This is a genomic window from Ammoniphilus sp. CFH 90114, assembly GCF_004123195.1.
GTDB lineage: Bacteria > Bacillota > Bacilli > Aneurinibacillales > RAOX-1 > YIM-78166.
Genome location: NZ_SDLI01000001.1, coordinates 255,364 through 277,464 on the forward strand (window position 1 = coordinate 255,364; position 22,101 = coordinate 277,464).

19 protein-coding genes are annotated in these 22,101 nt (G+C 35.3%); 11 read left to right on the forward strand and 8 right to left on the reverse strand.

Going from position 1 to position 22,101, the window contains the following annotated elements:
- Positions 1-22: 22 nt before the first annotated feature.
- Both EIZ39_RS01335 and EIZ39_RS01340 read left to right on the forward strand, forming a co-directional pair.
- Positions 23-415: a hypothetical protein gene (locus EIZ39_RS01335; RefSeq protein WP_129196613.1), complete on the forward strand. Its 393-nt coding sequence runs from the start codon at positions 23-25 to the stop codon at positions 413-415.
- A gap of 156 nt (positions 416-571) precedes the next feature.
- Positions 572-1,123 (forward strand): recombinase family protein, encoded by a 552-nt coding sequence (locus EIZ39_RS01340; RefSeq protein WP_129196615.1) that lies wholly within the window; start codon positions 572-574, stop codon positions 1,121-1,123.
- 326 nt (positions 1,124-1,449) lie between these two features.
- Here EIZ39_RS01340 and EIZ39_RS01345 read toward each other — a convergent pair whose 3' ends face one another.
- Positions 1,450-3,711, reverse strand: coding sequence for a hypothetical protein (locus EIZ39_RS01345; RefSeq protein ID WP_129196617.1), 2,262 nt, complete (start codon positions 3,709-3,711; stop codon positions 1,450-1,452).
- 236 nt (positions 3,712-3,947) lie between these two features.
- On the opposite strand from EIZ39_RS01345, the gene EIZ39_RS01350 reads away from it, so the two are divergent.
- The 4 genes from EIZ39_RS01350 to EIZ39_RS01365 are packed head-to-tail and all read left to right on the forward strand — an operon-like array spanning position 3,948 to position 10,942.
- Complete coding sequence (locus tag EIZ39_RS01350; RefSeq protein ID WP_164984838.1) at positions 3,948-5,420, forward strand: ATP-binding protein; 1,473 nt, start codon at positions 3,948-3,950, stop codon at positions 5,418-5,420.
- Between the two features lie 4 nt (positions 5,421-5,424).
- Positions 5,425-8,151 (forward strand): Z1 domain-containing protein, encoded by a 2,727-nt coding sequence (locus EIZ39_RS01355; RefSeq protein ID WP_129196621.1) that lies wholly within the window; start codon positions 5,425-5,427, stop codon positions 8,149-8,151.
- Positions 8,148-9,167 (forward strand): PD-(D/E)XK motif protein, encoded by a 1,020-nt coding sequence (locus EIZ39_RS01360; protein WP_129196623.1) that lies wholly within the window; start codon positions 8,148-8,150, stop codon positions 9,165-9,167. The genes EIZ39_RS01355 and EIZ39_RS01360 overlap by 4 nt, the downstream gene beginning before the upstream one ends.
- An 8-nt stretch (positions 9,168-9,175) precedes the next feature.
- A complete protein-coding gene (locus EIZ39_RS01365; RefSeq protein WP_129196625.1) occupies positions 9,176-10,942 on the forward strand; it encodes an AIPR family protein in 1,767 nt (588 codons plus the stop codon).
- Positions 10,943-10,960: 18 nt separating this feature from the next.
- Here the strand turns inward: EIZ39_RS01365 and EIZ39_RS01370 are convergent, their stop codons facing one another.
- Positions 10,961-12,670 (reverse strand): DNA cytosine methyltransferase, encoded by a 1,710-nt coding sequence (locus tag EIZ39_RS01370; RefSeq protein WP_129196627.1) that lies wholly within the window; start codon positions 12,668-12,670, stop codon positions 10,961-10,963.
- A gap of 571 nt (positions 12,671-13,241) precedes the next feature.
- Between EIZ39_RS01370 and EIZ39_RS01380 the strand changes: the two genes are divergently transcribed.
- The 3 genes from EIZ39_RS01380 to EIZ39_RS01390 all read left to right on the forward strand — a co-directional run bounded on the left by EIZ39_RS01380 (position 13,242) and on the right by EIZ39_RS01390 (position 16,238).
- On the forward strand, positions 13,242-14,417 hold the full coding sequence (locus EIZ39_RS01380; protein ID WP_240675664.1) for a tyrosine-type recombinase/integrase: 1,176 nt from the start codon (positions 13,242-13,244) through the stop codon (positions 14,415-14,417).
- Between the two features lie 25 nt (positions 14,418-14,442).
- Positions 14,443-15,342, forward strand: coding sequence for a helix-turn-helix domain-containing protein (locus tag EIZ39_RS01385; RefSeq protein ID WP_129196631.1), 900 nt, complete (start codon positions 14,443-14,445; stop codon positions 15,340-15,342).
- An 80-nt stretch (positions 15,343-15,422) separates the two neighbouring features.
- Positions 15,423-16,238 (forward strand): hypothetical protein, encoded by an 816-nt coding sequence (locus tag EIZ39_RS01390; protein ID WP_129196633.1) that lies wholly within the window; start codon positions 15,423-15,425, stop codon positions 16,236-16,238.
- A 570-nt stretch (positions 16,239-16,808) separates the two neighbouring features.
- Here the strand turns inward: EIZ39_RS01390 and EIZ39_RS01395 are convergent.
- From EIZ39_RS01395 to EIZ39_RS01420, 6 genes are all read right to left on the reverse strand, one after another.
- The gene (locus EIZ39_RS01395; protein WP_129196635.1) at positions 16,809-17,252 is read right to left on the reverse strand and encodes a hypothetical protein; all 444 of its coding nucleotides are present in this window, start codon (positions 17,250-17,252) and stop codon (positions 16,809-16,811) included.
- A 4-nt stretch (positions 17,253-17,256) separates the two neighbouring features.
- Positions 17,257-18,267, reverse strand: coding sequence for a DUF3231 family protein (locus EIZ39_RS01400; protein ID WP_129196637.1), 1,011 nt, complete (start codon positions 18,265-18,267; stop codon positions 17,257-17,259).
- A gap of 186 nt (positions 18,268-18,453) precedes the next feature.
- On the reverse strand, positions 18,454-19,269 hold the full coding sequence (locus tag EIZ39_RS01405) for a hypothetical protein (RefSeq protein ID WP_129196639.1): 816 nt from the start codon (positions 19,267-19,269) through the stop codon (positions 18,454-18,456).
- A gap of 341 nt (positions 19,270-19,610) precedes the next feature.
- Positions 19,611-20,144 (reverse strand): HNH endonuclease, encoded by a 534-nt coding sequence (locus EIZ39_RS01410; protein ID WP_164984839.1) that lies wholly within the window; start codon positions 20,142-20,144, stop codon positions 19,611-19,613.
- 89 nt (positions 20,145-20,233) lie between these two features.
- Positions 20,234-20,473, reverse strand: coding sequence for a helix-turn-helix domain-containing protein (locus EIZ39_RS01415; RefSeq protein WP_164984840.1), 240 nt, complete (start codon positions 20,471-20,473; stop codon positions 20,234-20,236).
- A 55-nt stretch (positions 20,474-20,528) separates the two neighbouring features.
- Positions 20,529-20,930, reverse strand: coding sequence for a hypothetical protein (locus tag EIZ39_RS01420; RefSeq protein ID WP_164984841.1), 402 nt, complete (start codon positions 20,928-20,930; stop codon positions 20,529-20,531).
- Between the two features lie 413 nt (positions 20,931-21,343).
- Between EIZ39_RS01420 and EIZ39_RS01425 the strand changes: the two genes are divergently transcribed.
- Both EIZ39_RS01425 and EIZ39_RS01430 read left to right on the forward strand, forming a co-directional pair.
- Positions 21,344-21,598 carry a helix-turn-helix transcriptional regulator gene (locus EIZ39_RS01425; protein ID WP_164984842.1) on the forward strand — a complete coding sequence of 85 codons (255 nt, stop codon included), beginning with the start codon at positions 21,344-21,346 and terminating at the stop codon, positions 21,596-21,598.
- The gene (locus tag EIZ39_RS01430) at positions 21,588-22,088 is read left to right on the forward strand and encodes a phBC6A51 family helix-turn-helix protein (RefSeq protein WP_129196649.1); all 501 of its coding nucleotides are present in this window, start codon (positions 21,588-21,590) and stop codon (positions 22,086-22,088) included. Before EIZ39_RS01425 ends, EIZ39_RS01430 begins: the two co-directional genes overlap by 11 nt.
- Positions 22,089-22,101 lie beyond the last annotated feature (13 nt).

The following is a 22,101-nucleotide window of genomic DNA, read 5'->3' on the forward strand; positions in this document are numbered from 1 at the left end:
TTTATATTGGAGGAGATAAAACTTGGCTCAAAACAATGAATTCTTCCAGACGAAGATGCTTCACGGAAGCATGGGAATATTTAAAATGATTGACCAAATCTGTAAAGAGATTATAAAACAGATCAAGGAAAAGACAGCAAAGCCTTTACCCAAAGATGACATTGGGGGCGAGTGGATTTATGAAGGCAACATTAATGGGTTCAACATTATGATTTTACATTCAGCAATTAGTATTCAAAAGCCGAATTCTTATACGGCCTTTTTAGGTGGTCAAAATGTAAGGTGCTCATTATCTATAATTGTTGATGTAATTTTGGACTTTATTTCTAATTTAGAGGATATCCTCACAACTTTGGAAAATTTCTTTGAGATAGAATTTGATCTGTCACTTGAAAATTTGTCTATTAAACGGTAGATACATTGTAATAAAGAGATTTTAATAAATAGATGAGTAAATAGACAAATTTGCTATTTTTGAACTAGGTTAAAGAGTAATTTAGCTCATTCTAAAAAACGTCTAAAAAACGAACGTTTATTGGATAAAAGGAAAATTTACTATTTGGAGGGTAACATGATATTCGGTTACGCACGTGTGTCAACGCATTTACAAAGCTTGGATTCGCAAATTGATGCTCTTAAAAAATTTGGTTGTATGAAGATCTATGAAGAAAAGCTTTCTGGAAAAAGGAAAGATCGACCAGAGCTAAAAGAGTTATTAAAAGTGTTGAGGAAAGGTGATACGGTCGTAGTATATAAATTAGATCGAATAAGTCGATCTACAAAGCACTTAATTGAATTAATTGATTTTTTTCAAGAAAAGGAAGTTAACTTTGTTTCACTTCAGGAAAATATTGATACAACTTCTAGTATGGGTAAGTTTATATTTAGGATTTTTGCTGCGGTAGCAGAAATGGAACGCGACATTATAGTTGAAAGAACAAAAGAAGGGTTAAATGCGGCAAGAGCAAGGGGAAGAGTAGGGGGTAGGCCAAAAGTATCTGAAGAAGATATTAAAACTGCAATAACCTTGTATAGGAGTAACAATTTTACTGTTCAGGAGATCGTCAAAAAAACAAATGTTGCTAGAAGTACTTTATATAAGTATTTAATGGTTTATAAATAGAATAATATTTACGCAAAATCTTGCCATATTAAAAAGATAAAGGCTACTTGAATAAGTAGATAATTGTCTTTGCCCTCTTTAATGGGTGATGGCCAGCTATCTGTACATATCCAAAACTGAACATAGATACCATAGTTTGTAGTCAACAGAATTTACAAGAACGTTCCTTAGATTTGTAAAAAATCTAAAATGATAATCTGTATACTATCAATACTCTTGTCCGTTCAGTTAGCCTCTATCTCGTGTAATATGCTAAATATTCTAAACAATATTTAATATCAAAGTAGGTTTAATTATCTGAGCGTAAAAATTTGTGTTAGACATAGTTATTTTAGTTTTTCAAGGAATTTTTTCATTGTTTCTTCAATCTTAACAATTTTATCATAACACTTATTAGCCTCTTCTAAAGTAATGTTGTCTTTATGTGCAGCTTTGTTTCTATATTGATTGGTTATGTCATCGACATCTTTTATCAATGATTTTAAGTAAGATTCAATAGCTTTTGTGTCTTCAAATAAAACAGGATTGAAAAGAACATCCTTGCAATATTTAAGAGCAAGTGGGTGAATATCTCCTTTATGCCTTTCTTCTTCTAAAATGAATCCTATACTTCCTAGACTGTAGTGTCGATCTGATTTCTCAGTAAATCTAACTTTATCTTTATCTTTATCTTTATCTTTTTTTACATTCACTAAACCAATAGGCCAATTCTTCTTATCAATTTTATCGCTATTGAGTTGATCTTTAAAATTTCTGAAGAGACTAAAGAATAATACTCTTTCTAGTGCCTTTGTTAAGGGTATACAAACAGGCGAGTAATCAATTTCGCCGTCATATCCAAAAGAATTTTTGTACAGTACTCTTGATGTGATTAGATATTTTTTTGTATCTAAATCTAATTTTCCCCATGCTGTACCAAATTTAATGGATAATTTGCGCTCTTCATTACTAGAATCCGCAGCTCTAAATTTCAAGAACTCTTTTTCAATAAGTTTCATAATACGATCCGAATGGTCGTTATAAATCGATTCTAACTCCAATTCATTTTTGTTTCCATTATTAATCAAATCATCTAGTTTATAACTGAAATCTGATTTTAAATTTTTAATATCACTTTGTATATCTATCATAGATTTTAATACTTCATTAATTCTATTATTAGTTTCTTTCATGGTTTCATTTGTATCTAGAACGGTAGAGTAAGTATTCGAAGTTATTTTTAATATTTTATCTAATTTACCATTTTCATCTACGGTCTTTAAGAGTAATTCTAGAATCGTATCTAATTTAGATTCTGACTTACTACTTTCATCTACTCTTTGTTTTAGTATTTCTATTTTGGACTGGATCCTTTTAATATCTAAATTCGGATCATAGTATAATAATGCTTGGTGAAAAACAGTCTCAAGATTCTTAAACTCTTTACTGTTTAATTCTAAAAGAATCTCTTCTACTAACTTATTAACCTCAGTTAGAGGATTTTGTGAATTAATGTATCCCCAAATACTCTCTCGGAAACCAAAATGTTTATATAGCGCACTTTCTTCTTCAATGTGTCTTAACCTTATTTTAATTACTTCAGAAAATTGATTAATATATGGTAAATACCCTTTAATTTCTCTAACAAGGTTATCATGTCTACTCAAGCTAGCTTCTGTTATAAGTGTTTTTTTGATATTTAAAATTGTCTTTATTGTATTAAATAAAAATTTAGGAGTATATATTGTCCAATAGCATTTATCAACTATCTCAGAAAGTAGTGAATGTTGAATTAAAGAATTTTGTTTGATGTAATCAATTAAGTAATTTAAATGTCTACTCATCTTTGCTTCTAATATGGGAAGCAGTTCATTACTTTTGTTTGTATATGCAGTTGAATGACTAATGCTGTCTAACATTTTTTCTTGATCGTCAGTTTGGGTTGCTATATCTAACAGAACCTCCCATTTTTGTGGGAAATCATGTCTCATACAAATTTCGTAAGCTTCATTGTAGTAACCAAACTTTATTAATTGATTAATAATAGATTTTATTGGGAAACCAATATCAACTTTTTGGTCTAAGATTATTATCTCAGCTTCAAGTAATGTTCTTTTAATATCAATCTCATTATTATTACTTAATAATTTTGGTAATAATTCAGAGCAATACAAATCTATGTATCCATTAATATTTTCATTATCTTTGAGTTGGGGAAAAATACTTAAGTGAAAGAGTTCGTATGCATACTTTGGATATAAACTAATCCAGATTTCAAACCATTCTTTATCTCTTGTTTCTAAGGGGTAGAGTAGCTCGTAGTGTATAAGTGTCAAAATGTCTCTAATAGGAATTTCTGCATATTTGTTACGATGTTTTGCTTCTAATTCAGCCCATACTGAATTTACTAGTCCAAAATTATCTTGGTCTTTTAAAAAATAAGGTTCTAAATAATCCTTAACATATAAAATCGCTTCTACATAATTCCCCTCAGACCATTCTTTGGTAATAGTACGATTAAAGCTACTTGTGATAGGGACACGTACTGTTGAGAGTCTCATTACTAAATCTATAACCTTAGGATGTATTTTCTCCTTGTTATCAAGCATAGGCTCACCTCTTATTTTTGATTAACAATATTTTCTATAAATTTCTTGATATTTCCTCCTATTATTTTGTTAAATAATTTTAAATTTTTATTATGTATGTAATAGGTGAAAGTATTTAAATTTTAGTTAAAATTTGAAACCTAAGAATAATATTTTTGTTATTTTGAAGGTACCCATTGGAAAGTTATCGAATAATTACACTATATAATAAATGGTAATAATGGATGGTGTTATTGTTGGATAATAATTATGACATAGTTGAACCATTGGCATCTTCAATTGTTCAATCTCTAAGATCAATTGGTTATAGCTTAGAAACTGCTATAGCAGACATAGTAGACAATAGTATTGCCGCAAATGCTAATCAAATTAATATTAACTTCATTTGGAACAAGGAAATCAGCTATATATCAATTCAAGACAATGGAATGGGAATGGGTGAAGAGGAATTAAAGGTAGCTATGAGAATAGGTTCAATGAGTCCACTAAGTACTAGAAATAGTAAGGACCTAGGGAGATTTGGAATGGGACTTAAAACAGCTGCTTTCTCACAATGCAAAAGACTAAGTGTCATGACAAAAAAAAAAGATGAAGAACTACACACTAGGTGTTGGGATCTAGATCTTATAGAGAAAACTGGTAAGTGGTCCTTATTAAAGGAATTTAAAGAAATTAGTGATCTTCAAATTATTGAGCAAGGTACTATAGTTTTATTAGAGAAATTGGATAGGTTAATTAGCGAATCTTACTCTTCAGTAGCTTATAATAGCTATTTAAAAAAAGTCGCGTCTGTTGAACAGCATTTAAGTATGGTTTTCCATCGATTTCTAGAAGGTCCAAATGCAATTCAGATCTATATAAATAACATGCTTCTAAAGCCTTGGGATCCTTTTTTAGTCAATGAAATGGCTACTCAAGAGTTAGCAATAGAGCAGCATTATGATAATGATTACATAATAAAAATTCAACCATATATCCTACCACATCATTCAAAGATATCAAAGGACACATATTCATACGCAGATGGTCCAAGAGGTTGGCATGATCAACAAGGATTTTACATATATCGCAACAGAAGGATGCTGGTTTCTGGAAGTTGGCTTAGTATTTTTCGAAAAGAAGAGCCTTACAAGTTGGCTAGAATTATGATTGATATAACAAGTGATATGGATTTTAGTTGGCAAATTGATATAAAGAAATCAACAGCCCGTCCGCCTAAATACATTTTAGATGAGCTCAAGAGAATCGGGAAGATTGCGAGAGATGCATCTTATAAAGTTTATTACCATAGAGGGGTAAGGCTAATTCAAAATAATGCAACACAAAATAATGACCATGTATGGGAGCAGATACATAAGCATGGAAAGGTATTTTACAAGTTAAACAGGGCACACCCTATTTTATTAAAATTAAATGATGAAGTAGATGACTATAAGCTATTAAATGCTTACCTCTCTTTTATTGAGGAATATTCTCCATTTAATTTAGTTTCCTATACTCCTAGTTTAAAAATAGAAGACACTAACCAAGAGAAAAAGAATTATAACAAAGTAGAAATTACAGAAGATATATTAAGTAGTTTAAAAGATATAATTTATGCACTAAAGTCATCAGGGTATACAGGAGATCAAATATTATACAGATTATGTAATAGTGAACCATTTAACAAGTACTTTGAGCAAATTAAGGCTTTATTAGAGGAGGAGTAATAGGATGTATATAAATGACGAAATAAGAGCAATGTCTTTATTACTGTTCGATAGTTTAATAAATGAAATCAACGATACGGAGGAGACTATAAAAAGGGTTGTTGGGAAAGTCTCCATTTTATTCGAAGGTATAGATAAAGATCTGTTATCTAATGAATTAAGAGAATCATTGAGTACGACTATTACTTTACATTCAATGATAAAAAAAGAAGATAAAGAGCATAAACCTTGGTTACATAATAAGAAGGGTACAATTAAATGGAAACATTGGAGAAGATACGAAAGACATTTAAGAGAAAAGAAGAAGTGGCCAGTTAATGTAATAAAAAGTTTAGATGAGACTACTGATAGGATTCTAGAATTACTTGAGGACCCTGAAGAAAAAAATAGGACATACGACCGAAGAGGGTTAGTAGTAGGTTATGTACAGTCAGGTAAAACAGCAAATTTTACAGGATTGATTAACAAAGCGTTTGATGCTGGGTTTAAATTAGTTATAGTCCTTGCAGGAATGCATAACGATTTAAGAAGTCAAACTCAAATGAGGTTAGATGAAGAGGTTTTAGGTTTTGAAACAAGTAAAAGCCAATTAAGACAACCAAACGATTCAACTGGAAAGCTGATAGGTGTAGCTACTCTTACAGGAGAATCTTTTATTGACATTGCTAATCTAACAACAAGAGATCATAATGGAGATTTTAGTAGGACAATAGCGTGTGGAATAAATGTACAACCTAGAGTGCAGCCACTACTTTTAGTAGTTAAGAAGAATGTTAGTGTTCTAAAGAACATTCTCCAATATTTTAGAACGGACAGTCCTTTGTCTCGTCTAGCAACTTTGGACTCTCCATATAAAACAGTTCCTAATATCCCTACCTTAATAATAGATGACGAAGCAGACCAAGCATCAATAAACACCTCAGAGATATATGATGATGAAGGAAAATTATTAGATGAATATGACCCTACTAAAATAAATGGGTTAATTAGACAAATTTATAGAACCTTTGAACAGAAAGCATATATTGGCTATACTGCTACACCATTTGCAAACATCTTTATTCATAACGAAACAAGCACAAGTGATCATGGAGAAGACTTATTTCCCAAAGATTTTATCTTAAACCTACCAAAACCATCCAATTATGTAGGACCAGCTGAGTTTTTCGGGTTAGATTTAGATGACGATAGCTCATTACCTTTATTAAGGGAGATAGAATATGTAGATACTTTTGCACCATTAGGTCATAAAATTACTCATGTACCTAAATATCTGCCTAATTCCTTAAAAGAAGCAATTTATTCCTTTATACTAACAGTTACTATCAGATCATTACGTGGTTATGAAAAAAAACATAATTCGATGCTTATTCATGTTACTAGGTTTAAACCTGTGCAAGAAATTGTATATGAATTAGTCTCAGATGAATTATATAGCATAAAAAATAGATTAAGATTAGGTGAGTCAGAAAGTAGTGACTCCATAATTTCAGAGATTAAGTATCTCTTTTTAAATGATTTCTTGAGTACAACTACTAAAATGGAAATTAATTGCCCAGAAATGAAGTGGGAATTAATAAATGAAAAATTACTACAAACTGTCGAAAGCATTCAAGTTAAGAAGATAAATGGTAACAGTAAGGACACTTTAGATTATAAAGAACATGAGGAAACTGGCCTAAATGTTATTGCTGTAGGTGGAGATAAACTTTCAAGAGGTATAACGTTAGAAGGTTTGTCAATTAGTTATTATCTAAGAGCAAGTAAAATGTACGATACATTGATGCAAATGGGTCGTTGGTTTGGCTATAGAGATGGCTATTTAGACCTTTGTAGGATCTATACTACATCTGATTTGATTACATGGTTTAGACACATTGCTATAGCAACAGAAGAATTAAGAAGCGAGATCGAGTATATGGCTTCAGTAGGTTCAACACCTCAAATGTTTGGACTTAAGGTACAAAAACATCCCTCTATGCTTGTTACCAATCAACTTAAGATGAGAGCTACTGAAGTCAAAACACTTTCATATAGTGGGACAGTAAGTGAAACAACTGTGTTTGAATTAAACGATGATACATTTATTCATAATTTCTCTGTAACAGATAAATTTATAAAGCAATTAGCTACTCCTAACAAAGATTATATATTTAACAAAAGGGCGAAGGTCTCTACTCTAGAACACTTATTCTGGGATAATGTAGCGGGAGAAATGGTTTTTAATTTTATTCATGAATTCAAAACAGCTTCATCGTCTCCAAGGGCCAACAGTAAATATATAAGTGAATATATTAATGAGCAAATGAAGAATGGAGAATTAGTTAGGTGGACAGTTGTACTTATTAACGAAGGAGAGAAGGAGTTATTACTTGGTGGACATTGGATAGGTAATGGAATTGAAAGAGCTGGCATCAAAGAATATACAAAGCAAGGATCAGTATCAGTTAAACGATTACTTTCTAAGAACCATGAGTTTTTTGATTTTACAGGGGAACAAATTGAATATATTAAAGTGCATAATCTAAAAGATATAGAGGCAAGGAAACAACTTAGAAATCCTGAAGAAGGATTGTTAATTCTATACCCAATTGATTATACCAAAAATGAAAATTTAGTAGGCGTTGCTCAGACTCCAATTGGTTTTGGGGTAGTTTTCCCTGAGACAAATCATCCTCAAACATCTGTAAATTATGTAGTAAACAATGTGTTTATGGAGATGGATTCATGATTAATATTAGAGAAATTATTGATCGTCTAGAGTTAGATCCAAAACTTGAAAATAATACAGATGATAATTCTAACTATCTAGTAGCAAAGATGGTATCTAGTAGTGCAGTTATACCATTAATCATTGCTATATCTAATGATGAAAAGAAGGGTCATCTACTTATTCACTTAGGTAAAGAACTAAAGTTAGAACAGCTAAAGAGATTACCAACATGGAATGGAATTGATATTCATCAGGAAAAAATTGATGTTTATAATTTTAAAAATGAATATTTCCTAATTATTAAGCAAGTCCATAATTCTGAGAAGAAGATTTTTTACACTTTTGTTTCGAATTTGTGTGAAGAGTTACTAAATCTTAAGTCATCATCATTAATGTTAAGTACTTTGGAAGAGATACTTGAAAGATGGAAGTATTTCTTTAGTGTCCATAGTAGCCATATCTTATCTACTGAGTCCCAACAGGGGTTATATGGAGAGCTCTGGTTCTTGAGAGAACTGCTTAAAACTGTTGGTTCAAGGTCTGTAAGGTTTTGGAGAGGCAGTGAGAAGGAAGTACACGATTTTCAAAACAATAAACTAGCTGTCGAAGTAAAAACCTTATCAAGTAAAAAACATTATAAGGTAAAGATTAATAATGAAAGACAGTTGGATGATTTTGGATTTGAAAGTTTAAATTTAGTGTGCTTGTACCTCAACACAATTCATAATAGCGGAGAAGGCTTAAATCAAATTATATATGATATAAAAAGTTTATTAGTTTCGTCTCCAAATTTGTTACAAGAATTTGAGAGTAAGTTATTCTTCGCTGGTTTTATAGAATCACAATCAAGCGAGTACTTAACAGGTTATATTTTACGTAAAGTTGAGGCATTTGAAGTAACTAATGGGTTTCCACGTATATTAGGTGAATCTCTACCGAATGGTGTTGGTAACATAACTTATACAGTTGAATTATCAACTTGTGGTGAATTTCAAAGACCCTTTCATGACATATTTAACTTAGATTGGAGCTAGTAGTATACATGAGTGATCTGGTTTCTTTTTCTAAAAGCTTTTTAGAAGATATAATAGAGGAGTCAAAAACAAGTACGTTCCAATTAGAAGATATTTTTGTAGATCGTTTTTGTGGGTATTTAGTCGATGCTGAAGAATGTTTCGACTACCAATTATGTAATTACAAGAAAAAGGGTAGAGGGATTAAAATTAATGCATATTCTTATGTAGATGATTTTGATACGGTAACACTTTTTGTGTCTGATTTTGATAACTTAAAATCAGTAAGAAAATTAGGAAAAAAGACTTTATTTAAGAGGTTTAATTCAGGGTTAAACTTTTATAAATCTTCTCTAAAAGGATTAAAGGGTCAGATTGAGGAATCAGATGATGCATTTTCACTTGCAGACCTTTTGGAATCAAATGCAAATTCCATCCGAAAACTTAAGATTGTTGTTATTACAAATAGTATAGCTGTAAACGATGTCCCTGAAGATATTAAATTAGGTAATACTTTAGTAACTCATCACATATGGGATATTGAAAGATTATACCAATTTATATATGAAAATAAGGGTACTGAAGAGCTTAAAATAAATTTTACCGATGAATTTATCGAGGAACTAAATTTGATTAAGACGCCCGATTGCAATGAGATTTATGACAGTTATGTTGGAGTAATCTCTGGAAAACTGTTAGCGGAGATTTATGATAAGTGGGGGCAAAGATTAATAGAAAGAAATGTGCGATCATTTTTACAGGCAAAGGCTCAAATTAACAAAGGAATTAGAGATACAATAACAAAAGAAGCGCATATGTTTATGGCTTATAACAATGGGATATCAACGATTGCTGAATCAGCAGTTCTTAATAAACCTAATAATAATGTGGAAATGTACCAAGTAAAGGAGCTCATAGGTTGGCAAATAGTAAATGGAGGGCAAACTACAGCATCTTTGTATAATGCATATAAAAATGATGTTTCTTTAGATAGAGTATTTGTCCAGCTTAAACTAACAGTAATAAAAGAGAAAAGTCATATAGATAATATTATCTCTTCTATATCGAGATATGCTAATAGTCAAAATAAAATTACGATGTCTGATTTTAGCGCCAATGATATTTTCCATGTAACATTGGAGAATCTCTCAAGAACCATTTGGGTTCCGAGTGTAGGCTTAAAAGGAAAGGCTGAGTCAAAGTGGTTTTACGAAAGAGCAAGAGGACAATATTTAGTTGAATATAACAGACAAATATCTAAAGCAAAGAAGGATTTATTCCTTAAACAAAATCCCAAAAGCCAGCTTATTTCTAAAACCATAGCAGCAAAGTACGAGATGTCTTGGAACCAATATCCTCATACAGTAAGTAAAGGAGCAGAGACAAATTTTGTTGAGTTTATGGAGCTAATTAAAGAAAACAAGGTCAAACCCGATGCGGACTATTTTAAAACTCTAATTGCAAAAGGGATTCTCTTTAATACCTGTGACAAAATAGTAAAGGGTAAGAACTTTGGTGGATATAAAGCAAACGTTGTAGCGTATACCGTCGCCATATTTTCATTTATCCATAATAAGGAGATTGACTTTATAAGTATCTGGAATAATCAAGGGATAGAAGACACTCTAATAGAAGCGTTATCAACTTTGTGTGAATATACATGGGAGCATATTACTAATCCGCCTGTCGCAGGAACTAATATAACTCAATGGTGTAAGAAAGAAGAATGTTGGACTTTGTTTAAAGGAAAAATGAAGAATTTTAAACCCTTAGAAAGAGAAAAAGCAACGTGTTAGAACACGTTGCTTTTTTAGCTAATTCGCATTACTTACTAAATCAAGCTGTCTTGATAAAATAATATCACTTACTCTTTCTTGAACGTCAATCCCTAAAGAATACAGCAAACACTCTGCAACAGATCTAGCAAGTAGCGGTGGAACTGCATTTCCAACTTGCTGATATTGAGCATCCTTTTTTCCTTTAAATACGTATTGATCTGGAAAAGATTGTAGTCTTGCTGCCTCTCTAACACTAATAGCTCTATCATGAATGGGATGAATCCACATAGATTTTCTTACATTTACTACAGTTCCTGAGGGTTCATCATATTTAAGTCTTTTGTATATTGTATTTTGTGTTCGTTTAGTGTCGGAGTAGGTTGTCTTAAGATCATCACCTAGATCATGAAAGTTTTGTCCCTGAGAAAGGGCTTTAAATCTCAACTTAGCAATTTCTCTAGTGTCTGTAGTTACATGGTTATAAAGCTGAACTTTATTTCCGTTCAAATATTTTCCTAGAGTACTTAGATTATTTAAAGTGTGAGATTTAATTTTTGGCTCTGAGTCAATATTAGTTTCTGGTTCGATATATGAAATATCCTGAATGGCATCTTTTATTGTAAAGTATTCTGAATAGTGTCTAAGGACTGGATCTGGTAACTTTACAGGATACTTTTTTACGCAATCGTTACGTACTCCTAAAATAAATAGACGTTTTCTTTGTTGAGGTACCCCGAACTCTGCAGCATTTAAAATATCTGAGTCTATTTCGTAATCTAATGATTCAAATTTACGTAAAAGATATTCATAAACATTGTAAGTTTTTACAGATATACAAACTTCTCTTCTATTGTTAATAAAATATCGGTCTACTTCAACATTGTAATTAATGACTTCTAATGTTTTTTGAAATAATTTTTGGGTTTCAATTAAAATTTCTAAATTATTAATAAGAGACTCAAATGAAAACTCATTATTGTTTAGAATAGACTCAATAATAATTTTAGTTTCAAGCCATAAACCTCTATGTTCATCACTAATATAAGAGTGATATTGTATCTCCCATTCGGAGGTAGACGTTAGTTTTTGAAAGAAACTCTTATTGTTTTTGCTTTGAAAATACTTAACTACATCTTGTAGGCTCTTTTCAGTTTGCTTTAAAACAGCTTTGAGCTTTGCGAAGAGATTATTTGGTATTAAATATTGAGAAAGATCTTCATTTCTTGAAATCATATATAGGGCTAAATCTGTAAATGCTGTATACTTTCCAATACTAATATCCTCATCAATAATTGTAACACCTAAATCATTTAGTTCAGATGCATCATTTATTGAATAAAAGAATTTGTGAGAGGATGATCTCATAGATTTTACATTTTCCATAATAAAAGCATCAGGTCTGATGGTTTCCACTGCTCTGACGAACTCTTTTACTAGTTCATTGTTTCCACTAATTAACTCGTTTTTTTGTCGATTTGCATTTGAGAACCCTTGACAAGGACTCCCTCCTACTATTACTGAGACATCGCTAAATTTCTCTATGAGATTATTGGTATTGTCGGTATATTTCAGCTTCCTAATATCACGTTGATAAACTTCTACGTTTCTGTGGTTCTCTTTATATGTGCTAGCAGCATGTTTATCTAATTCTACAGCCATAACTACTTCAAAGCAGTTTGTTTGATGTAAACCTAGACTTAATCCCCCAGCACCTGCGAATAGGTCTAGTACTTTTAGTTTTTTCACGTGTAATTCACCTCAGGGAGAATAATATCTAATCTAATATTATAACTATAAATTGCAAAAAAGTTAAGCTGATTCTTCTAAGTAAATCTTCTTTTTTGTATAGAAAGATTGTACTGGATTTGTCAGTAAAGACCAAGGGGTAGATCAAAATACGTCAATAAGTTACTGTTACTTGTAAAAACTGATGTTATTAGTGATCACTTTAACGGTAATTAGACAACAACCTTTTGGTTAAAAAATACTGTTAATGAACTAATTTGTTGGCATTATGTAGATAAAGAAACCTTATTAATCAAGTAATATGACATGAAAGTTAATAAATAAAGTTCCAGTTTGGAAGTATTGCTACAACCACTTGACTCTGATCTGAGACCACTTTATAATAAGAGAACAATTAATTACTGAGGTTGTGGTTGGGGCAAAAATATAAGGCTTGATATCAAAGATTTCAAGGCTTATAGCATTCGGGTGACGGCATGACCTGATAGCGCACCCTTGGGGTGGGTGAGGTCGCAGGTTCAAATCCTGTCGTTCCGACCATACATAACAAATCCAGTCGTATCAAGGGTTCATGGACGCTGGACTATCCGTTGGACTATACGAAAACCACATATCAGAGGTGCGAGGCTGGAATTACAGAGGCCCGTATCGATCAGGACGTTTTCTCATTCGATTAATTTCGAAAGAGGAGGCGTCTTTTTTATTTTTTATGAGCGATAAACGAATAGGAAAACGAGTGAAGTTTGATCGAACGGAGAAGACAGGAAGCAATCTGGACGAGCTGTTCCAGTATTTCTATGAGGCGAAGATTTCTGAGGGAGTCTCGGAGCGCACCCTTGAAACATACAGAGAGAATTATCGGTTCTTTGTCGACTATCTCGAAATGAGATTTATTCCCCCTGAGGTCTCGAAAATTACTCCTGAGGTTCTCCGTGATTATATGACTTGGATGCTGACGAAGAAGATTCGCTTCGACGGTCATGAACATAAATCAGAAGCGGAGAAGACAGTCGGTCTTTCTCCAGTGACAGTGAATACACGGACAAAGATTCTGCGAACTATGTTTCGTTTCTTACTGAAGGAAGGTCTCATTCAAAAGAATCCGTGGGAAACCGTGGCGAAAGTCGAAGAACATCACACAGAAATCAAAGTCATGACAGCGACTCAACTGAAGTTATTACTCGGAGCACCTAACCAGCGGAGTTATGCTGGCTTCAGAGATTATGTGCTCATGACTTGTCTCATAGATGGTTTTTTCAGAATAAATGAGGCTCTGTCGTTACGAGTGGAAGACATCGACTTTGATCTTGAACTCGCAGAAGTTCGAGCGGAAGTCGCAAAGACCAGACGTTCTCGATTCGTTCCACTCTCACGTAAAACATTGAAACTCATCAAGGAATTAATTCAAGAGTGCAAGGAATTCAATTCCGAGTACATTTTCAACACGAATTATGGCGAGAAGCTGGACGCAAATCACTTTCGTCATCGACTGAAGGAGTATGCGGAGCAAGTCGGGTTGAATATTCGAGTTCATCCTCATTTATTCCGTCATACGTCAGCAACTATCTTTCTGGAGCAAGGTGGAGAGATTCGTCATCTTGCGAAAATCCTCGGACATGCTGACTTGAGAATGGTCATGAAGTACACGCACTTGTCAAATACTTCAATAAAATCGCAACACGAACAATTCTCACCTATGAATCAAGTCTTCAATAATTTGAACAGATCACGAAAGATACTGAGATAAGAAATAAAGAGGGAGGAAAAACGAAATGATTCTCAAGATTTACAGATCTGTGGCTCAACGCTATAAAGCGTTCGATAGTAAAAAGGAAATGGACGAGCATGTTCGTGCTCACGTCTTCGCTTCGGGTAGAAAGTTACACCGCAATGCACGAGCAGTCCTCGATACGATTGCTCGTCATTCAGTTGCGGTATATGGAGTCTCGTGGCTCAACGAAGAGACCATCGCAGAAGTTGTCAAAGTGAGCGAACGAACCGTCAAAAGAGCGATTGATCGACTTGAGTCCCTCGGTGTAGGGAGACGAGAGGTCGTAGAGTTTCAAGGGATGACATTACGTTATTTCGTAATTAATAAATATGACCTCGACTTGACCGAGGAATGTCGTGAGGATGACAGCAAAGTGTCCAAGGTTGAAATAGAGGAGACTCCAGTAGTACCAACGCTTGAGACCGACTCCGACGACGACGAACCTCAAAGAAACTCTAAAACTCAAGAAACTCAAGATCAAAAGATTAGTAAAGACGTAAAGAACGTAAGCGACGACACTCTCGATGCTTCGTATACTCCCTCGAATGTTCCAGAACAATTCGTCTCTGTCGTAAAGACGTTCTTCAACGACGCAAAGAAGATATACCGTATCTGGGGAGTGGTAAATTCCGCAACGAAGAAGCTGGACGTCATTCAGGCTCCTATCGAAACAGTGATTCAAGCGTTCAAGGAGTCAGTCTTTGCATTCAAAGCTGGGAGGGTTCGCAAGACACTGGAATGCTTTCTATACGGTACACTATTGAACAAGATTACACTGACAAGACGTCAGTCTTACGAACAGAAGCAGTATATCTCGCCATTGTTTGAGGAGAACGACCAGATTTATACTTTACGTTATCAGCTTAATTTTATCGACGATTTTTACGGTGTGAGTGTCTGATATCTACTTCTATTTCGTTACCAACCGAAAAGATTTATAATTGTTGTTATATAAAGGATCATTGTAAGGAGTTTGGAAATATGCTTAAAAAGGCAAGGGCTGGGATTAGAACTGCATTAGAACATGAGTATGGGGTATTGTGGGCAATTCTTGTACTAATCCTTTCGATACTGTTGATTGGACTCACCATTACGTTGTTTGACGATGAATTGGCTGATTGGTTATTATCGTTCATCTCCGATAGTTTAGATGGAGTCAAAAAAGAGTGGATAGGTTTTTGGGGTTCGCTTCTTGGAGCCATTATTCAAGGTCTTATAACCGCTTCAGGTATCTTCGTTACTCTACAGCTATTTCGTAAGGACAGACAGCATAAAGAAGAAGATGAAAAGAAACGACAAAAGGAAAGCGATAGTAAACACTTCATCGAGAACTTTGGAACAAAACTTGTTGCTTATGACAATATGCTTTTTGTGTTGTCTAAGTACGAAGAATTAAATGAATTCTACGAAGAGGGAGGCTTCGATAAGCTATTCAAATCAAGTCAGGAAATAAATGACGGAGAAATATTTGCAAGAATGAGCCTAGTAAAACGAGCAATCGCTGAATATGAGAGGACACTCCAGAAGGGTTTATTTTATTATGCGGAAGATAGTACATACCAAGATATTGACGGAAAGCTACGAAGGAACTTCGGTCATTTGCAGTCAGTTCTCGAATCTAAGAGAAAGGAACATATGGAGAGATTTACTGAATTAACTGGAATTGACGTGTCAGAGAAATTACTTTGGGATAAGGGAAGGACGTTCCTTGGGTTTGCTACTTTTTCAGGTCGAGCGACTGTTTCCGCTACTGGGGAGGTAATTAGAAAAATTAATGACAATAATGAAAATGAGTGACAGGAAACCTACCTTGCCTCCTTGGTCGGCTTCGGTGCTCGCTGACGCTCGCCTCCCTCTTCCTTTCACCCTCTCTATTTTGTAGAAGATAACGGTTTGGGTTGAAAGTTGGGGCAGGAGCCTCGGCAGAGGTGAACTGCTGGCGAGCCTTGCGAGCCATATCCTTTGACCTTTCCTCTCTATGTCGTAGGAGAAGAGAAGCGATATCAAAGACTAAGAAATAATTTGAGGGGTTGAAATACGGGAACCCTTGAGACTGTAAGGTCGGGCAGCGATTTAGACCGTCCGCAAAATGCACAGTATTATAGCTGTTTTGTCCGCAAAATGCACAGTGTTTTTATGGGGAATGTACAAAGAAAAACCAGCTCATTTGGTGGCTCACATGCAATGTTTATTTAACTATTGATTCCCGTTAATTCAATAACATAATCCTTAATAAAAATAAGACCGCTATGATCAATCATAGGGTCTCACATTTATTTTGAAATAAAGGTGATTAGGTGTTTTTAACGAATGAAATGTACTTTTGCTGGATTCCGAACAATCATTGCAACGATGGAAAAGCATCCGTTAGGTATCTGTAAAACGACGAATCAAAATTCCGAAGCCTATTCCGATACCCGCTCCCAAAACTAAACAAAGGATCGGTAGCCAAATTGGACCTAAGAAATAAGGAGAATAGATGACTCCAATGGTTCCAAAGTAAGCGGAGATAACAAAGGGAAAAAATGAATAAGAATTACCTCCGCCAGCATCCTTATAACCATCATAGATAGCAAAAAGATAAAGACAAGGGTAAAACATCAGCCATCCATAATCAACCACTTCAATTGATTTTTTAATATCACCATGAAAGCTGAATATAATGGCTTGATTCAACCTTGCATTTACATTAATTAAGAACTCTAAAACAATAAAGACAAATCCCTTAAAATACTTTTGATTTAAAAATTGCGCAAATCCGGGTAGAGCAATACCCCATACAATTTTCTCGATTCCCTCCGGTCTCGCCATACCATCACTTCTTACCGCTTGCTAAGGAAACACGATCATCTGCTGTTGGTGGCTGTTCCATCCAACCGTTGTCAATCAAGATGTTTGCTCCATCTTCTCCGTATTGCTCCATTTCAGATGTCAGACGTGTATATTGTGTAGCTAAATCTCGTCTCATACTAACCGCAATGGCTGCCCCGTAAAAAGCCACAGCTGCCTGCGTATAAAATCCTGTATGAAACATCATTAATTTATCTGAAAACGGTGACACCTTAGAATTTGTAACCTGATCATCCCAAGAAGGAGGAGAAGGAAGATTATCTTCATGAAGCAAGGAACTAAAGATTTCAAGATGCTTTGAAGAAAGTTGAGTTCCTCTCATGAAGTATTCACGTACATCCTGTGCTTGTGCCACTTGACTAAATCCAAGAACCATCGCTTTTCCCAGAACCGTTTTATTCATATTAAAAGTAATGTTACTTATCTCAATTCCATTTAACGGTCTGCGATTCCCGAACCACCCCGTTAAAAAGCTTTGTTTTTTCACATATTGCGCCATTTCAGGCGGGTGAAGATGCGGAGGTCTAGTATAGAGTCCTTTGGACAGGAGTAAATCAAGAGATCGATTAAACAATTCCATGGATTCTACATTACAATCAGAATAATATTTCCGAACATCAGAACGAACAGAAGTAGTAAAGGCAATAGCGTACCCTGTCAACCCATGTGCCGCCATAATGTGTATGTATTTCAAGAAAAAATTGTCTGAAAATAATCGCGGGGCTTCTAAGTTTACGTCCTCATCTGTGAAACCATGTGGGATAGGATATTTTTCTTCATTGAAAAATTCTTTTATCCTTTGAAGATGACGATTGGATAGAGTTAATGAGAATTCTAAAATTGAACGAATGTCATCATCTTCAACTTTCTTTAACATATATTTAAGCATGCAAACTGACATGCTATCACCCATGTATTGAGTCCAAAAATTTGCTAGTTCGGTTGAAACTAATTTTGGATTGTGTTGGGTTTCCATTTTATCCTCCTAAATACTAATGTTTGTTTTAGTTTACCTCATTAGATGGGGAATTATTGAGAATTAAAACCCAATAATAATTCTCTTCATTGATCACACTTATTCCGCTAACCTCCCGTTACTTCAATAAATAAATTAATAAAAAAAGGACGCTCAATATCGAAGACAAGCGCCCATAGTTCCGAACTATTTCTTTCTCTTGACGAGGAAGTCTGCTCTCAGGGAGGCGTCTGGATATCCGTCCTTTCGGAAGAACACGAATGGATTCAGCTTGTAGTGCTTTTCTTTACCGCAACGAACCTCTGCGAGAACGAACATTTGATCGAACTGAAGTTTCTTGATTTTGCGATATGTCGTCCTGTCATCGCTCCCAACGATTTCGGAGAGTTCAAGCTGACTGAGGGGTTCGATCTTCTCGACGTTTCGCTCGAATGGATTCGAACAGAGGATATTAGTTTCATAATGAACATAGGGAAGAAGCAAATACACGAATCCGAGGTCTTTAGCATTAACTTTTCCATACAGTTCCTTGACTTTTGATGTGAATGACTTGACGACTCTCTCGTTTTGTGTCGCTCCTTTAAAGTGATAGCGACTGTTGATCGAGAATATCCCGTCTTCATTCTGGAGGACGACGTTTGCTTCAGTTACCTTCTTGAAGAACTCTGCGAAAGCTGATTTCCCAAGTCCAAGCGTCTCTTGAATGTCCTTCTTTGCCATAGGCGTCTTATCTTGACCTTTGACGAGGACGTTCTCATAGTTAACGAAGCATTGTAGGTACAGCAAATATCCGCATGTCTTTTCGTCAAGCATTGATACGACCTCCTTCATGTTTTCCATATCGCTGAATGTGAACTCGTGCTGACGTCCTTCTTGTTGACGCTGTAGCTTTCGCTTGAACGCTTCATCCTGTTTCTTTGAGCGAACGATCTGTAAGTCTGGGTAAAAATCGCCTTTCACCTCTCCAGTATCAAGGTCGATCATCTTCCATTGTCTCGACATTGTTGAACCTCCTCCTAATTAATGTGATTTTTTCTATCAAACAGTGACCAAATAAAAAGAACCCCAGCGATGAATCACTGAGGTTCGAGGTATTGTATTATCGAGCGATTGACTGACTAATATTACGGAGGAACGAATCGACCTACTCGGTTCTTTGGCGAGAGAATTCAACGTCGAGTTTTCGTTCTGCGGTAGTTGTCATGACTAGCATGACAAATAATGAAAAAAGATAAATGCTCACGACATTCACTCCTTTCTTTTGGTATAGGTCTTGGTCGACCACGTTGTATTCGCTTTTGCCTCTCTCGACTCGCACTCGGGAGAGGCTTTTTTTCGTAGTATTATGAGACGTTATGACGGAATGATGGTGCGAATTCTCCCCAATACTTTCGCTCTGCATCGATTCTTGCTTGCTTTGCTGATTCGATGTCAGTAAATAAGCCTAAGTGAATGCTCTTACCATCGACCGTTATTCGTGCACACCATTTCCCTGTTTTTCTGTTAAAACCTACACCCAGAATTCCAGTCTTAGAGGTACTCTTTGAGCGGTTCCTCACGTTCTCTCCTTGAGTGCAAGTTCTTAAATTGTCTATGGTATTGTCCAGAGTATCGCCTGACTGGTGGTCAATTACACGACCTTTTGGATAATCCATGATATGACGGTGAAGAGTTACGTTCTTGAGTTTCCCATCGCCTCCTCTAACAAAACCTTGAACATAAATTTTCTTTCCTTTTTGCTTCATAAGTGTCCAATACCCTGTGCATTCCTCGGCTTTTTCTAAATGCTCCTCGCTGATTTCGGTCAACCATAACTGATCTTTGTATTCCATGAGAATGATGACCTTTCCGTCCTTTACGATATAGTCGTTTTTCATGATACTGACCTCCTTGAGTTGTGTTCTTTTCAGACATAAGAAAAAGGCAAATGGACATATATCCAATCGCCTTGAGCGGTCAACCATCGTTATTCAGCTTTCTTGATCGTTTTCATCATTCGTTCGTAGACTTCGTCGAAGAACTTTAAGTCCTCTTCGCTTAGGTTATAGGCACGAGTGACCTTCTGTGAAACGTTTTTGCTCACTCGCTTATATCCGCTTTCGATATTGTTCAGAAGTCCCTCACTAATACCGACTTTTTCAGCGAATTGCTTTTGGGTGAGTCCTTCGGTTTGGCGTAAGAATCTTATTGCGAACTTTGTAATCATGTGTATGCCCCCTTCTAGGTTTATGCGAGGCATGTTTTCCATACCTCCTCACCTTTTAGCGGTTCAGAATGGAATACATACAAAGAAACATGACAAAAACCCGAAGAATTTTTCGAGCGAGGATTTCCCATCTTTCAATCGCTTTTGCGACTTCACTGTCACGGAGAAGCATTCCGATTCGAAGGACTGCTCGACGTTGGAAGATCGACAGGTGAGCAAATACGTTTCGGAAAGACTCTTGTTGAATCTTATCTTTATATTCCTTTAATTCTTGACCTCGGTTCATCCCATCAGATTCTAGTTCCTCTCTATGCCTCATGATAATCGAGCGAATAGCTTTGAAACTAACTTCATAATAATCTGCGACCATTTGAGTCGTGACGTGTACCCCATCTGGGAGAAGAGTCAAGGCTTTCACTTTCTCCAGAACTTCGACCTTTCGAGCAAGTTCGTTCAAAGTTCCATCGTGAACCCTCAACTGTAGACGAAAAGAAAGCGTGAATCGCTCCCCAGAATAGTAGAATGTCCATCAAGTTTCGCCTCCTTGAGTAAACATAAGACCAAAGGCCCGAAATACTTCAAAAAACTCTCCCCAAAGTTCTTTTTGTTGGGGACATTTTGTCCCTATCAAAACATATCAGTCAAGTCGGTCTCTGAATATTTTTACACTAAATTGTTTGTATTTATTAACTGTTGAATGACTAGAAGACAGAAAGATATGAGACTGAGCAACTCATATCTCGTCCATTCTTCGTGAAGTAGGGTATGCGTCGAAAAACGAAAACAATGAAGGCAAGTCGTTCCTCCAGTCGGCTTGCTCTTTTTTGTTTGACATATGAGTTCAAAAATTAAACAAGAGAGGTGGTACGTGTGAAACTGACTGGAAACGAGATTTCAACTTTGAGGAACGTCGCTGGACTTTCACAGACGGAACTTGCACGTCAAGTCAATGTGACAACGACACATATCAGTTATATCGAAAATGGCACTCGTAACATGTCGGAACAACTCCAGAAACGGATTTTCGAGTGTTTCTCGCAGTTCTTCACGGAAGATCAGCTTCAAGAGATCGTAAGGATGAGTAGATCAATAAAGCGAAAGGAGGCAAAAACCGATGAAAAGTGAAAAGTTTTTAACTCGTCAAAAGAGACCATTCAGCAGCGAGCAGTTAATCGCTATTGATCTTTTGAGCAACCCGAAAAACTCTGGGATGACTCTCGAAGAAATCGCACAAAAGTGCAATGTTTCTCGTAGAACTTTATACGAATGGAGGGTCTCAGATGATTACTTTATTGAAGAGGTGAAGCGTCAAGCGACGATCAAGGCAGGAATGCACACTGCTGAGATTTACGATATCTTACTGCAAGAAATTCGAAAGAAGCCAACCGCTAAGATGATCGAGGTCTTCCTCCGCAGTCAAAATTTATTGAATCATGATACTGCTGTTGGGGTTCAAGTCAACGTGAATGACCGCTCGCAAGAGGCAATCGAGGCAGAAATCGAAAGAATTACTCTTGAATTGGAGGAAGCTGACCGCAATTATGAGCGAGCACAACGTCGTCAGGATAAAAAGACTGTGATAGACGTCGATCTTGGAGACGAGGACGACGAGTAATAATCAAGACTAA